At 71.5% G+C, this 13,476-nt stretch carries 11 protein-coding genes; 6 read left to right on the top strand and 5 right to left on the bottom strand.

Annotated elements, in window-relative coordinates:
- Positions 1-6: 6 nt before the first annotated feature.
- Together HNR20_RS28690 and HNR20_RS28695 are read right to left on the bottom strand one after the other, a co-directional pair.
- A complete protein-coding gene (locus tag HNR20_RS28690; RefSeq protein ID WP_184186200.1) occupies positions 7-687 on the bottom strand; it encodes a response regulator in 681 nt (226 codons plus the stop codon).
- A 105-nt stretch (positions 688-792) separates the two neighbouring features.
- Positions 793-1,362: an AMIN-like domain-containing (lipo)protein gene (locus HNR20_RS28695; RefSeq protein WP_184186203.1), complete on the bottom strand. Its 570-nt coding sequence runs from the start codon at positions 1,360-1,362 to the stop codon at positions 793-795.
- Between the two features lie 280 nt (positions 1,363-1,642).
- Here HNR20_RS28695 and HNR20_RS28700 point away from each other — a divergent pair, with 280 nt between their 5' ends.
- Complete coding sequence (locus HNR20_RS28700; RefSeq protein ID WP_375791646.1) at positions 1,643-2,788, top strand: snapalysin family zinc-dependent metalloprotease; 1,146 nt, start codon at positions 1,643-1,645, stop codon at positions 2,786-2,788.
- A gap of 127 nt (positions 2,789-2,915) precedes the next feature.
- Entirely contained in the window at positions 2,916-3,557 is a 642-nt protein-coding gene (locus tag HNR20_RS28705; RefSeq protein WP_184189402.1) for a hypothetical protein, read from the top strand.
- A gap of 15 nt (positions 3,558-3,572) precedes the next feature.
- Here HNR20_RS28705 and HNR20_RS28710 read toward each other — a convergent pair whose 3' ends face one another.
- Positions 3,573-4,418, bottom strand: a complete 846-nt coding sequence (locus HNR20_RS28710) for a DUF3152 domain-containing protein (RefSeq protein WP_184186209.1) — start codon at positions 4,416-4,418, stop codon at positions 3,573-3,575.
- A 137-nt stretch (positions 4,419-4,555) separates the two neighbouring features.
- On the opposite strand from HNR20_RS28710, the gene HNR20_RS28715 reads away from it, so the two are divergent.
- Both HNR20_RS28715 and HNR20_RS28720 read left to right on the top strand, forming a co-directional pair.
- The gene (locus tag HNR20_RS28715) at positions 4,556-5,056 is read left to right on the top strand and encodes a SigE family RNA polymerase sigma factor (protein WP_184186212.1); all 501 of its coding nucleotides are present in this window, start codon (positions 4,556-4,558) and stop codon (positions 5,054-5,056) included.
- Positions 5,053-5,814, top strand: coding sequence for a hypothetical protein (locus HNR20_RS28720; RefSeq protein WP_184186215.1), 762 nt, complete (start codon positions 5,053-5,055; stop codon positions 5,812-5,814). Before HNR20_RS28715 ends, HNR20_RS28720 begins: the two co-directional genes overlap by 4 nt.
- A 19-nt stretch (positions 5,815-5,833) precedes the next feature.
- On the opposite strand, the gene HNR20_RS28725 is transcribed toward HNR20_RS28720, so the two are convergent.
- Positions 5,834-8,665: an ATP-binding protein gene (locus tag HNR20_RS28725; protein WP_229687256.1), complete on the bottom strand. Its 2,832-nt coding sequence runs from the start codon at positions 8,663-8,665 to the stop codon at positions 5,834-5,836.
- 205 nt (positions 8,666-8,870) lie between these two features.
- Here HNR20_RS28725 and HNR20_RS28730 point away from each other — a divergent pair, with 205 nt between their 5' ends.
- Positions 8,871-10,628, top strand: a complete 1,758-nt coding sequence (locus HNR20_RS28730) for a M28 family peptidase (protein ID WP_184186218.1) — start codon at positions 8,871-8,873, stop codon at positions 10,626-10,628.
- Between the two features lie 63 nt (positions 10,629-10,691).
- On the opposite strand, the gene HNR20_RS28735 is transcribed toward HNR20_RS28730, so the two are convergent.
- Entirely contained in the window at positions 10,692-11,390 is a 699-nt protein-coding gene (locus tag HNR20_RS28735) for an SDR family oxidoreductase (protein WP_184186221.1), read from the bottom strand.
- 162 nt (positions 11,391-11,552) lie between these two features.
- Here HNR20_RS28735 and htpG point away from each other — a divergent pair, with 162 nt between their 5' ends.
- Positions 11,553-13,469 (top strand): molecular chaperone HtpG, encoded by a 1,917-nt coding sequence (htpG, locus tag HNR20_RS28740; RefSeq protein WP_184186224.1) that lies wholly within the window; start codon positions 11,553-11,555, stop codon positions 13,467-13,469.
- The last annotated feature ends 7 nt before the right edge of the window (positions 13,470-13,476 follow it).

Below are 13,476 nucleotides of genomic sequence, written 5' to 3' on the forward strand. Positions count from 1 at the left end.
CTCCTGTCAGCCCGTGGACAACTTGTAGCCGGCGCCGCGCACCGTCTGGATCAGCCGTGGCTGCGCCGGGTCGTCCTCGATCTTGGCGCGCAGCCGCTGCACCGCCACGTCGACCAGTCGGGAGTCGCCGAGGAAACTGTGGTTCCAGACCAGGTCCAGCAGCAGGTCCCGGGTGAAGACCTGGCCGGGTCGGCGGGCCAGCTCCAACAGCAGGCGGAACTCGGTGGAGGTGAGCGCCACCTCCCGGCCGTGCCGGCGGACCACGAAGCTGCCCGGGTCGATCTCCAGACTGCCGACCTCGATGATCCTCGACGCGACCGGCGTGTTCACCCGGCGCAGCACCGAGCGGACCCGGGCCACCAGCTCCGGCAGGTCGAAGGGCTTGCGCAGGTAGTCGTCCGCGCCGCACTCCAGCCCCACCACCACGTCGATCGTGTCGGTGCGCGCGGTCAGCATCAGGATCGGCACCTGACTGGTGCGCCGGATCTCCCGGCAGACCTCCAGGCCATCCAGACCGGGCAGCATGATGTCGAGCACGATCAGATCGACCGGGTGGGCTCTCCATGACGCGAGGGCCTGCCGCCCGTCGACGGCGGTGTCGACCCGGAAGCCGGCGCGGCGCAGACCGAGGGCGGTGACCTCCCGGATGGAGGTGTCGTCCTCGACCACCAGCACGCGGCCCTCCATCACCCGAGGGTAGACCCGCCGCGGTCGCCGACGGTCCTGGCGAAACGGTCGGTGTCGCGGGCCGGGCCGGACGGCAACCAACCGTCCGGCCAGGTCCGCCTGGACTCACTCCTGCCACTGGTGGGCCACGTCGAGCACGATCCGGCTGTGCGTGCCGGGTCCGGCGAGTACGAAGGTGCGGAACGGCAACCGAGCCCGTACGCCGACGGCGAAGGTGCTGTAGCCCTCGAAGCTGCCGCCGAAGACGACGTCGCGCAGCGTCGGGTAGCGCAGCAGGTTCGCGACGTGCGCACCGACCGCGTACGGCACGGTGCCCTGGTGGTCGTCGTCGTACGCCGGGGCCCGCAACGAGACCCGCAGCAGCGCGCCTCCGGCGGTGTACGGCGACAGCGCCAGCCCTTCGCCCTCGGTCCAGGTCTCGCCGTAGGCGACCGCGTAACCGTCGACCGGGCCGGCGAACTCGAACACCACCCGGTCGTAGCAGTCGTGCCGGCCGGTCCGTACGTCGACCAGCGGGGCGCTGCTCAGCGCGCCGGCCGCCTTCTCCGCGCTGCCCCAGGTGATCCCGCAGTAGGGCGACCCGGTCGTGGTGCCCGCCGCGCTGCTGCTGCCCGCGCCGGCGACCAGCCCGGCGAGTACGACCGCCAACGCTGTCAGTGCGCTCCTGATCCTCATCGTGGTTTCTCCGTTCGGTGTGCGGGGTCACGTCGCGGCGGCACTGCCGGTGACCCTCTGTCGCCACCGTCGTCCTGCCTCGGCACGGGCACTTCGCTGCGGTGTAACCGCTGGGTAACAGCCGTCGACCCCGTTGGTATGACGCTTCCGCTATGCCGAACATCGGTCGCCGTCACATTAATATCCACGTACATCGATGACCGGTGGCCTCGCTGGCCGCCGGACGACCGCAGGGGAGTGCGTGATGTTCCGACGACAACTGAGACGCGCGGCGCTGGCCATGCTGGTGGCGACCCTGGCAGCGGCCGGGGTGCAGCTCGCCACCGGCGCTCCGGCCGCCGCCGTACGGACCGTCTACTACGACGCGAGCCGGACCGGCGAGTTCCGCACCAACTTCGACCAGGCCGCGCAGATCTGGAACAGCCGGGTCAGCACCGTCCGGCTCCAGCCCGGGACTCCGGCCAGCATCACCATCTACGTCGACGACGGCTGGCCCCGGGCGCAACCGACCGGCCTCGGCTCGGGACGGATCTGGATGGGCCGCACGGCCGTCAACCAGGGGTACGACCGCAACCGCATCGCCGCCCACGAGATCGGCCACATCCTGGGCCTGCCGGACCGACGCACCGGCCTCTGCTCCGACCTGATGTCCGGCAGCAGCGCGCCGGTCTCCTGCCGCAACGCGAACCCCAGCTCGGCCGAGGCAAGTCGGGTGAACTCGCTGTTCGCCGGCACCCTGGCCGCACCGGCCAACACGACGTACACCTGGGACGGCACCGGGGACATCGGCCCGACGGTGGTCGGCGGCCGGCCGGCAACGGAGAACTACCCGTTCATGGTGTACGTCTCCGGCTGCACCGGCACCCTGATCAAGGGCAACTGGGCGGTCACCGCCAAGCACTGCTCGACGCCGTCGTCGGTGCGGGTCGGCAGCGTCAACCGCAGCAGCGGCGGGACGGTGGTGCGGGTGACCCGTGCGGTCAACCACCCGAGCGTCGACGTCAAGCTGCTGCAACTCGCCAGCTCTGTCGCGTACGCCCCGGCGCCGATCCCGAGCACCTCCGGCGCGGTCGGCACCGCCACCCGGATCATCGGCTGGGGTCAGGCCTGTGCGCGGCCGGGCTGCGGATCGGCCCCGGCGGTCGCCAACGAGTTGGACACGTCCATCGTGGCCGACAGCCGGTGCTCCGGCATCAACGGCCCGTACGAGATCTGCACCAACAACACCAACGGCAACTCCGGCGCCTGCTACGGCGACTCGGGTGGGCCGCAGGTGCGCCGCGTCAACGGAGTGTGGAACCTGATCGGCGCGACCAGCCGGGCCGGCAACAACAACTCCACCTGTGCCACCGGCCCGTCCATCTACGTCGACCTGCCCTCGATCCGCTCCTGGATCTCCACCCAGGTCGGCGGCCTGACCGTCTGATCCACCAAGGACACCGAGGCGGGGACGCGCGTACGGCGCGTCCCCGCTCCCGGCCTGGCTGGGATACCCACGCGATCCCACGATGCGATACGGTGCCTGGCACATCGCCACATCGGAGGTGGCCCCCGTGCCTGCCGTCGTCGCCCTCGTGCTGACCCTCGCCCTCTCGCCCGCACCGTCCCCGTCAGCCACCCCGGGTCTGGTCGGTGGCCTCCTCGGTGGTGTTGGCCAGATCGTCGACGACCTGCTGAAGGGCGGCGACAAGCCGACCGCCACCCCCACCCTGACGCCCACCCCCGCGCCGACGCCGAGCCCGCCCGTGGCCACCGAGCAGCCCAGCACGGCGGCACCCATGGCGCCCCCCGCGCCCGCTGGGCCGGCAGCCGATGTCCCCGCCCCGGCGGCACCCGCCGCACCCGGTCGCCCCGCCGGTGGCGAAGACACCGGCACCCGCGAGGCCCCAGTGCCCCCGCGTAACGGTGACGCCCCCGCCCCGGCTGTCCCGCCGACGCTCGCCAATCCCGCTCGCGACAGCTGGCCGCCCGTGTCGTACCTGCTGGTGCTGGCTCTCCTGGTGCTGCTGGCACTGGCACTGCTGCGCCGCCGGGCCCCGGGCCCCTCCACCGCACCTGCGCCGGCCCCCGCTCCCGCGCCATCGCCCGGCCCCGTGCCGGACAATGTCAGCCGGCTGCCGACCAGCCTCAACGCCGTCTACGAGATGGGCCGGCTGGACGAGCGGCTGGCCCAGGAACGCGACCGCCGCACCTGACGCGGACGTCGGGGCTCAGTGCGCCAGGTAGGCACCCTCGCGCCGCGGGATCTCGTCGTCGTACGCCCCGACCGGCCCGCTGTAGCGGTGCTTGCCCTCCGGATACGGCCAGGCGTTCGCGGTGCAGCCGTGCAGGCCCAGCGTCTGCTGCTGCATCACCGGCGCCGGCTGACCCCGCCTGGGGCACCGCTCGTGACCGAACCCGAGCCGGTGCCCCACCTCGTGGTTGACCATGTACTGCCGATAGGTGGCCAGGCTCGCGCCGTAGCCCGGCACTCCCTTGACCCAGCGCGCCACGTTCAGCACCACCCGGTCACCGTTGCGACACGAGGTGTAGCCGTCCGGCTGGTCCTGGCACAGCGTGTCGCGGGTGCCGGGGGTCGCCAGGTAGATCGTGAAGTCGGTCGGTTCACCGGCACCCACCCGGCGCAACCGCCATGTCCCGCCCGCCGTCCACCCGCGGCGGTCGTTCAACGTCGCGGACACCGCCGTGGCGATGTCATCCACCGGCAGGCCCCGGATGTCGCGCTCCACGGCCACCCGGTAGCGCAGCAACTGGCCGCCGGTCGCGCGTCCGGGTGCCGTCTCGGCGGGCGCCACGGACCAGCGGTTGCCACCGGTGGCGGGGTAGCTGGTCGGAATGGCAGGCACGGAACTGGGCGCGACACCGGCGTTCCCGGCGCCTCCGGACGGCCGAGGGGAAGCGGCGTCAGGGGGTGATCCGGCGGGCAACGGTCCGGCGCCGACGGGAACGGTCGAGGGTTGCCCCGCGGCCGGCAGCCCACAACCGGTGAGCAGCGCCACCGCCAGCAGTAACGCCGCTGAGGCGGTACTCCACCGGCGGGTAACCTTCGTCGACATGTCTCTCCCCTCGCGCGCCCATCGGCGGCGGCGCGGAGAAGAAGACGCGCGACCGCGGCGAAAGGTTGTTGTGACGTGGCTCAACCTTTTGTCGCTCTCGCCCGTCCTTGACGGTGTGGCACGGGGGAGGGTTCACGGTGGCGCGCGGTGACGCGGAGTTCGTCGAGTTCGCGCGGGCGGCGTCCGCGCGATTGGTGCACGCCGCGTTCCTGATCACCGGCGACCACCACCAGGCTGAGGACGCCGCACAGACCGCCCTGGTCCGCACCTACGCGTCCTGGTCGCGGATCCACGATGACGACGCCTACGGGTACGCCCGCCGCACCCTGGTCAACCACCTTGTCGACGGGTGGCGGCGGCCGATGCGGGAGTATCCGACCGAAGAGGTGCCGGAGCAGCGGCGCGGCGACGTGGCCGACGAGGTTGCCACCCGGCGCTGGTTGATCACCATCCTCGGTGCGCTCAGCCCTCGTGAACGAGCCATCGTCGTGCTGCGCTACTACTTCGACCTTCCGGAGGCGCAGGTGGCCCGGGAGCTCGCCGTTTCCGTCGGCACGGTCAAGAGCACCAGCTCGCGAGCCTTGGAGAAGCTGCGCACCGCCGTGCCGCAGACGGCTGACCAGGAGGCGCGCCGATGAGCGAACTGGACCGCCTCCGCCACGCCATGCGGGCGACCGAACGCCCTGACGTCATGCCCGACCTGGCCACAGTGATGCGTGAGGGTCGGCGTTTGCGTACCCGCCGGCGGGTTGCCGGAGCCGGAGCGGCGACGCTCGCCGCCGGCCTGACCGCCGTCGTCGTCGTGGTGGTGGCGGTCGGCACCCGGCCGGACGATTCGCCGACGGCCGAGCGCCCGCCGCCGGTCGCCGTCGCCACGCCCCCGACCGGCGTCTCACCGCTGGTGCCGACGTCGCTGGGGCCTACGGCACCGCCGGGGACGACTGGTGACGAACCGGCCCCGAAGCCTCTGGGGCAGATGATCGACAGTGGGGTGCGGCACGGCACCGACCAGCGGGTGTACTTCGTCGTCGGGGTGTCCGTGCCCGGCCACCCCAAGGTGTCCGTCGGCCTCGCCGCCGGTCGCCGCGCCCTGGACGGCTCGCTGACCACGGACATCCTGGTCAACGACGTCGGAGGAGCCGATCGCAGCCCGGGTTTCCACCAGATCGGCTACGACGAGCGGTCATCGGCCGACCCCGTGCCGACCTTCGGCTACTTCGTCGGCCCCGCCCAGCGGATCATCGGCACCGTCGACGGTCGACAGGTCGACGCCCGACTGGCCCGGTGGAGCGTCGACAAGCAGGTGGTGATCTTCTGGTTCGACCCGACCGAGCTGACCCCGGGGGTGCGACTCGACGGCATCATCGCCCGCGACGGCAAGGGCCGCCGACTCTGACGCGTCGGCCGCCGCACGCTCAGGCCGGGTCGGCCAGTTGCCGGTCGATGGTCACCGTCGTCCCCTCGGCGCTGGAGACCAGGCGCACGTCGCCGTAGGCGTTCATCAGCAGCGCGCCACGGCCCCGGTCCATCGCCGGCCGGCGGTCCCGCCACGTGCCGAAGTCCCGCACCGAGATCCGGATCAGCCCTCCGCCCACCTGGACCCGGACCCACACCTCCGGACGGCTGGGCCGCTGCGCATGTTCGACCGCGTTGTTCATCGCCTCGGACGCGGCGAGCAGAAGATCCTCCAGCACGTCCGGGTCGACGTCGAGGTCGCCCAGCGTCAGCCGGACATCCCGACGCATCGCGGCGGCCGAGGTGGGTGCGGACGGGTACGTCCACCCGACGTCCAGGATGTCGCCCAACCTGTCCCGGTCGGTCAGTGTCTCCGCGACCACGGGCATGTCCGTGACGGGTGAGCGCGAGGAGTGACCCGGGTTTGCGAGCCCCGCAGTCGCGATCACAGGTGGATCGACCGCCGGGGCCGGCGCGACGGTGGCGACCGGGCCGGGGCGCGCCGGCGCCGTTGCGGCGTCGACTGCCGGTGGGGTGGCGTCGTCGGCCGGGTGAATCCGGGCCCGCCGGATGGCGGCCCGGATCCGGGCGATCAGCTCGGCCGCGGCGAACGGCTTCACCAGGTAGTCGTCGGCGCCCAGGCTCAGGCCCTCCACGCTGGCCTGCCCGCCGGCGCGGGCGGAGAGCACCAGCACCGGCAGCGCCCGGGTCGCCGGGTCCGCGCGAAGCCGGCGTACCAGGTCGAAGCCGTCCAGCACCGGCATCATCACGTCGGTGAGGACGAGGTCCGGTAGTTCGCGGCGGACCTCGTCGAGGGCCTGCTGGCCGTCGGTGACGGCCCGCACCCGCCAGCCCTGCCCGGTGAGCAGCCGGCTGAGGTACGCCCGCATGTCGGTGTTGTCGTCGGCGACCAGGATCCGCGCCCCGGCCAGCTCGTCCATGGCCGGTCCGGACGCGCGTCCGGGCTCGGTCAGACTGCCGTCCGGCTCGGTGAGCCAGCCCATGGCCTCCTCCACGGCGGCGCGGGCGGCGTCGCCCCGCCCGTCCGCCGCTGGCCCGCTCACCGCCGTGCGGTGCACCGCCGACCAGGGCAGCGCCACGGTGAAGGTGCTGCCGACGCCCACTCGGCTCGCCACCCGGACCTCACCGCCCTCCAGCCGGGCCAGCTCGTGCACCAGGGCCAGGCCGATGCCCGTGCCCTCGTGGCTGCGCGAGCGGGCGCCCCGCACCCGGTGGAAGCGTTCGAAGAGTTTCGGCAGGTCCGTTTCGGCGATGCCGATGCCGGTGTCCGTGACGGTGAGGCGTACTTCCTCGTCGTCGGCGGCCAGGGCGACCCGGATTCGGCCGATGAACGTGTACTTCAGGGCGTTGGACAGCAGGTTAGTGACGATGCGTTCCCAGTTGACCGGATCGAGGGTGACCGGCCGGGGCAGCGGCGGGCAACTCACCTCGAGAGCCAGCCCGGCCCGCTCGACGGCGGCCCGGAACACGCCGGCGAGCTCGGCCGTGAGCGCGGCCAGGTCGACCACCCGGGCGTCGCTGCGGGCCCGCCCGGCCTCCAGGCTGGAGAAGGTGAGCAAGCTGTTGACCAGGGTCAACAGTCGGGTGGCATTACGCCAGGAGGTCTCCAACCGCTCCCGCTGCACCGACGCCAACGGCGCGGTGGTGTCGGTGAGGGCGTCGGCCAGCGGGCCGAGGATCAGGGTCAGGGGGGTACGGAACTCGTGGCTGACGTTGGCGAAGAAGTCGGTCTTCACCCGGTCCAGTTCGGCCAGCGCCTCGACGCGGCGCCTCTCCTGCTCGTACTCCTGGGCGTTGCGCAGCGCCACGGAGATCTGCTGGGCCAGGAGTTGGTCGAAGGAGCGGTACGCCTCGTCCAGCCCCCGGCTGGGACTGACTCCGACCAGCAGCACGCCGAGCGGCTGATCGCCGTCGCCCGAGGGCAGCGGTAGCGCCAGCGCGGTGCGGACCGGGTCACCCCACGGGCCGCCGGGCAGTGCCAGCCGGTCGGCGACGTCGGACACCTGGGTCGGTCGGCCCTGGGCGGCGTCCGGCAGCCCCCAGCCGTACGCGACGGGGCCGGGGTCGGTCAGCTCGACGGTGTCCGGCACTGCTCCCGCGTACCCCTGGTCGCCGCCGGTGCAGGCGATGCGCCGCAGGGCCGTGTCGTCGCGCAGGTAGATGGCGGCGAACGGCACGTCCAGCGGATGGCCGTCCATCGCGTCGATCAGTCGAGCGCCGGTGGCGTGTACGTCGACGGTGCGCCCGTCGCCGAGAACGGACAGGTCACGCAGCAGGCGCAGACGGCGTTCGCCGACCACCTGCTCGGTGACCTCGCTGCAGACGGTGAGCACGCCGACGGTGCGGCCGTCGTCGTCTCGGGCCGGGGCGTGCGAGACGCTGAAATACGCCTCCTCGCGGTAGCCGGCCCGCTCCAGCAGCAGCCGCAGGGCGGGGACCCAGCTGGCCACTCCGGTCGTCGTGGCCTGTTGGATCAGCGGGGCGAGCACGTCCCAGCCCTCGGCCAGGGTCACCCGCACGTCGTCGCCGAGCGCGGCGGGGTGCTTGTCACCGATCAGCTGGGAGTACGCGTCGTTGTAGAGCTGGGAGAAGCTGTCGCCCCAGAGCAGCAGCATGGGGTACCGGGAGGAGAGCACCATCCGGACCGCGACGCGCAGGCTCTGCGGCCAGCCGGTCACCGGGCCGAGTGGTGTGCGGGCCCAGTCGAGTTCCGCCATCAACCGGCCGGTGTCGCCGCCGCCACTGAACAGGTCAGCGCTGGGTCCTGTCACGCTCGATCCGGCCCCATCGCAGCCCCCGTTCCGGGCCCGACGACCCCTGCTGGCGTTACCTACCCATCCTGGCACCTCTACTCACCTGTGCTGACGCCGGTACCTACGGTCGAAGCGGTGGCGGTTCGGGACGAACGACCGATGCCCAACACATCGAAGTCTGTAAGTGTCTCGGTTATCTCTCCAACCACCCCGAGGAGCCCCCATGAGAGGCAGAACGCTGAGCGCGGGAGTCGCGCTCGCCGTGTTCGCCGGGATGACGGTGACGCTGGCCGCCCAGCCGGTGACCGCGTCACCCAGGACCGCGACGACAGTGGCCCGGCCGATCGCCGCGACCGCCGCCGCGTTGGCAGCGCCGGACATCTCCGTCACCAACGTCCAGGCGCACCTGAGCCAGTTCAACTCCATCGCCAGCAGTAACGGCGGCAACCGGCGGGCCGGCTCGGCCGGCTACACCGCCTCGCTCAACTACGTGAAGACCAGGCTGCAGGCGGTCGGCTACACCGTCAGCGAGCAGTACTGCTCCAGCTGCACGTACCCCTCGAACAACCTGATCGCGGAGTGGCCCGGCGGCCCGGCCGACCAGGTGGTCATGTTCGGCGCTCACCTGGACGGCGTCTCGGCCGGTCCGGGCATCAACGACAACGGCACCGGCTCGGCGACCCTGCTGGAGAACGCGCTGGTCCTGGCCGCGCAGAACCCGACCATGACGAAGCGGGTCCGATTCGCCTGGTGGACCGACGAGGAGCAGGGGCTCAACGGCTCCCGGTTCTACGTCAACTCGCTCAACGCCACCCAGCGCGGCTACATCAAGGGCTACTACAACTTCGACATGGTCGGCTCGACCAACGGGGGCTACTTCATCAACCGGGTCTCCTCGACCACGGCCGCACCGCTGAAGGCGTACTGGGACTCGTTGGGTCTGCAACCGGAGGAGAACGTCGAGGGCCAGGGCCGCTCCGACGACTACTACTTCCAGCAGGCGGGCATCCCCACCTCGGGCTACGCGGCGGGCGCCAGCGCCCGCAAGAGCAGCACCCAGGCGGCCAAGTGGGGCGGCACCGCCAATGCCGCGTACGACCCGTGTTACCACCGGTCCTGCGACACCACCGCCAACGTCAGCGCCACCGTGCTGAACCGGTCGGCCGACGGTGTCGCGTACGCGTTGTGGCAGCTCGCAGTGGGCGGCGGGACCCCGACAAACGACTTCTCCGTCGCGGTCAACCCGTCCACGCGGACCGTCGCGCGGGGCGCCAGCACCACCGCGACGGTCGTCACCGCGACCACCGCCGGCTCGGCCCAGTCGGTCAGCCTCTCCGCCTCCGGTGCGCCCAGTGGGGTGAGTGTCTCGTTCAGCCCGGCCTCGGTGACCTCCGGCGGCTCGGCCACGATGACCCTGACCGCCTCGGCCAGCGCGACGACCGGCACGTTCACGATCACGGTCACCGGCACCGGCTCGGTCACCCGTACCGCCAGCCTCACCCTCACCGTGACCGGCGCCGGCGGCTGTGCCGGTGGCCAGGTGATCGGCAACGGCGGCTTCGAGAACGGCAGCACGCCGTGGACCGCGTCCTCCGGCGTGATCACCAACGCCAGCGGCCAGCCGGCCCGGACCGGGTCGTACAAGGCCTGGCTCAACGGGTACGGCAGCACCCGCACCGAGAACCTGTCGCAGTCGGTGACCGTTCCGGCCGGCTGCGCCACCTACACGCTGTCGTTCTGGCTGCACATCGACACCGCCGAGACGACCAGCTCCACCGCGTACGACCGGCTCACCGTGCAGGTGGGGTCGACCACGCTGGCGACGTACTCGAATCTCAACGCCGCCGCCGGCTACGTCCAGCGCAGCTTCAACGTGGCCGGCTTCGCCGGGCAGGCGGTGACGCTGCGCTTCACCGGCACCGAGGACTCGTCGCTGCAGACCAGCTTCGTGATCGACGACGTGACGTTGCAGGCGAGCTGACCGCGTACCCGAAGGGTCGAGCCGCCGCCGGTGCTTCCCGGCGGCGGCTCGTCGCGTCGTGGGTCAGGGGAGCTGTGGGTAGAGCGCTGCGACGCCGCCGGCGAGCCCGGCCTGCACCTGGCGGCTGAGGTCGTCAGCGAGGATCTCGTACGCGTCGGCCTCGATGCCGTCCAAGCCGATCCGGGCTATCGCCGCCGGGTCGGACTTCGGTCCGGTGATGTCGGCGGCCATGTCGGTGTCCAGGTAGCCGACGTGCAGGCCGGCGACCCGGACGCCCCGGTCGGCGAGCTGGACGCGCAGCACGTTGGTCATCGCCCACTCGGCGGACTTGGCGACGCTGTAGGCCGCGTGGGTCGGGGAGCCGAACCACGACAGCACGGAGAGCACGTTGAGGATGGTTCCGCCGCCGTTGCCGGCGATGACCGGCGCGAACGCCCGGACCGTCGACAGGGTGCCGATGTAATGGGTCTCCAGCTCCAGCCGGACGAGGTCCAGGTCGCCGTCGAGCAGGTCGGTCCGGGTGTCGATGCCGGCGTTGTTGATCAGCAGGTTCACGCCGCCGGCCAGCTTGGCGGCGGCAGCCACCGAGGCGGGATCGGTGATGTCGAGCTTCACCGGCGTCACGCCGGGCAGGTCGACGCTGTCGGGGTTGCGGGCGCCGGCGTAGACGGTGGCGCCGCGGGCGAGGAGTTCGGCGGCCAGGTGTCGGCCGAGGCCACGGTTGGCGCCGGTGACGAGGGCGGTGCTTCCAGCGATCTTCATGGCGGCGACGCTATCCGACCTGACTTCTGTATGCCAAAGTCAGCTATGTCACGGGGGCGGCGCGCCCGGATCGGGAATACGACCCGGACGCGGTCACCACCCGGCCGGTGACGACTCGTATCCTTTCCGCGAACCTCCGCAGGAGCCGAGAAGGGAGACGGTGTGAGCAATCAGGCCGAGACGTTGGAGTTCCAGGCCGAGGCGCGTCAGCTCCTCCAGTTGGTGGTCCACTCGATCTATTCGAACAAGGACGTCTTCCTGCGGGAACTCATCTCGAACGCGTCCGACGCGCTGGACAAGCTGCGGCTGGCCACGCTGGTCGACAAGGACCTCGTCGCCGACACCGACGACCTGCACGTCGCCCTGGAGGTCGACCGGGACGCCCGCACCCTCACCGTGCGCGACAACGGCATCGGGATGACCCGCGACGAGGTGGTCCAGCTGATCGGCACCATCGCCAAGTCGGGCACCGCCGAGTTGCTGCGCCAGCTGCGCGAATCCGCCGACGCCCACGCCTCGCAGGACCTGATCGGCCAGTTCGGCGTCGGTTTCTACGCCGCGTTCATGGTCGCCGACCGGGTCACCCTGCTGACCCGCAAGGCCGGCGAGACCGGCGGCACCCGGTGGGAGTCCACCGGCGAGGGCACGTACTCGATCGAGGGCGTCGACGAGGCCCCACAGGGCACCACGGTGACCCTGCACCTCAAGCCGGCCGACACCGAGGACAACCTGCACGACTACACCGCCGAGTGGACCATCCGGGAGATCGTCAAGCGATACTCCGACTTCATCGCCTGGCCGATCCGGATGAGCGTCGAGCGCCCCGGCGCCGACGACGCCCCCGCCACCAACGAGGTGCAGACCCTCAACTCGATGAAGGCGCTCTGGGCGCGGCCCCGCGACGAGGTCGACGCCGCCGAGTACAACGAGTTCTACAAGCACGTCAGCCACGACTGGGCCGACCCGCTCGAGGTCGTGCACATGAAGGGCGAAGGCACCTTCGAGTACGAGGCGCTGCTGTTCCTGCCCAGCCACGCCCCACTGGACCTGTTCTCCCCGCAGGGCCGCCGCGGCGTCCAGCTCTACGTCAAGCGTGTGTTCATCATGGACGACTGCGAGGCGCTGGTCCCGACCTACCTGCGCTTCGTCAAGGGTGTGGTCGACGCGCACGACCTGTCGCTGAACATCTCCCGGGAGATCCTGCAGCAGGACCGGCAGATCCAGATCGTCCGCCGCCGCCTGGTGAAGAAGATCCTCGCCACGGTCAAGGACCTGAAGGCCAACCACGCCGAGCGGTACCGCACCTTCTGGACCGAGTTCGGCGCGGTGGTCAAGGAAGGGCTGATCGACGACACCGACAACCGCGACACCCTGCTCGACATCCTGTCGGTGGCCTCCACCCACGACCCGGTCGAGGCCACCGACCTCGCCGGTTACGTCAGCAGGATGAAGGACGGCCAGACCGACATCTGGTACGCCACCGGCGAGACGCGGGCCGCCATCGAGAACTCCCCGCACCTGGAGGCGTTCCGAGCCAAGGGCCACGAGGTGCTGCTGCTCACCGACCAGGTCGACGAGGTGTGGGTCGAGCGGGTCGGCGCGTACGACGGCCGGCCGTTGCGGTCGATCGCCAAGGGCGAGATCGACCTGGACACCGACGAGGAGAAGCAGCAGGCCGAGGCCGAGCGCGAGCAGCAGCGGCAGGAGTTCGCCGAGCTGCTCGGCTGGCTGGGCACCACCCTGACCGACAGCGTCCGGGAGGTCCGCCTGTCGTCCCGGCTGACCACCTCACCGGCCTGCGTCGTCGGCGACGCCCACGACCTCACCCCGACCCTGGAGAAGATGTACCGGGCGATGGGGCACGAGGTCCCCGTGACCAAGCGGATCCTGGAGATCAACCCCGGTCACCCGCTGGTCTCCGGGCTGCGCAAGGCACACGAGCAGGGCAGCGACTCCGTGGCCCTGACCGAGACCGCCGAGCTGCTCTACGGCCTGGCGGTGCTCGCCGAGGGCGGTGAGTTGACCGATCCGGCCCGCTTCACCCGGACGCTCGCCGACCGGTTGGCGCGCACCCTCTAGTAGGCGT

Origin of the sequence: Micromonospora parathelypteridis, assembly GCF_014201145.1 — a bacterium.
Taxonomy (GTDB): Bacteria; Actinomycetota; Actinomycetes; order Mycobacteriales; family Micromonosporaceae; genus Micromonospora; species Micromonospora parathelypteridis.

Bases quoted from the DNA above. Each gene is read 5' to 3' on its own strand.
- HNR20_RS28690 (WP_184186200.1), bottom strand. From the start codon at position 687: ATGGAGGGCCGCGTGCTGGTGGTCGAGGACGACACCTCCATCCGGGAG.
- HNR20_RS28695 (WP_184186203.1), bottom strand. From the start codon at position 1,362: ATGAGGATCAGGAGCGCACTGACAGCGTTGGCGGTCGTACTCGCCGGG.
- HNR20_RS28700 (WP_375791646.1), top strand. From the start codon at position 1,643: ATGCTGGTGGCGACCCTGGCAGCGGCCGGGGTGCAGCTCGCCACCGGC.
- HNR20_RS28710 (WP_184186209.1), bottom strand. From the start codon at position 4,418: ATGTCGACGAAGGTTACCCGCCGGTGGAGTACCGCCTCAGCGGCGTTA.
- HNR20_RS28720 (WP_184186215.1), top strand. From the start codon at position 5,053: ATGAGCGAACTGGACCGCCTCCGCCACGCCATGCGGGCGACCGAACGC.
- HNR20_RS28730 (WP_184186218.1), top strand. From the start codon at position 8,871: ATGAGAGGCAGAACGCTGAGCGCGGGAGTCGCGCTCGCCGTGTTCGCC.
- HNR20_RS28735 (WP_184186221.1), bottom strand. From the start codon at position 11,390: ATGAAGATCGCTGGAAGCACCGCCCTCGTCACCGGCGCCAACCGTGGC.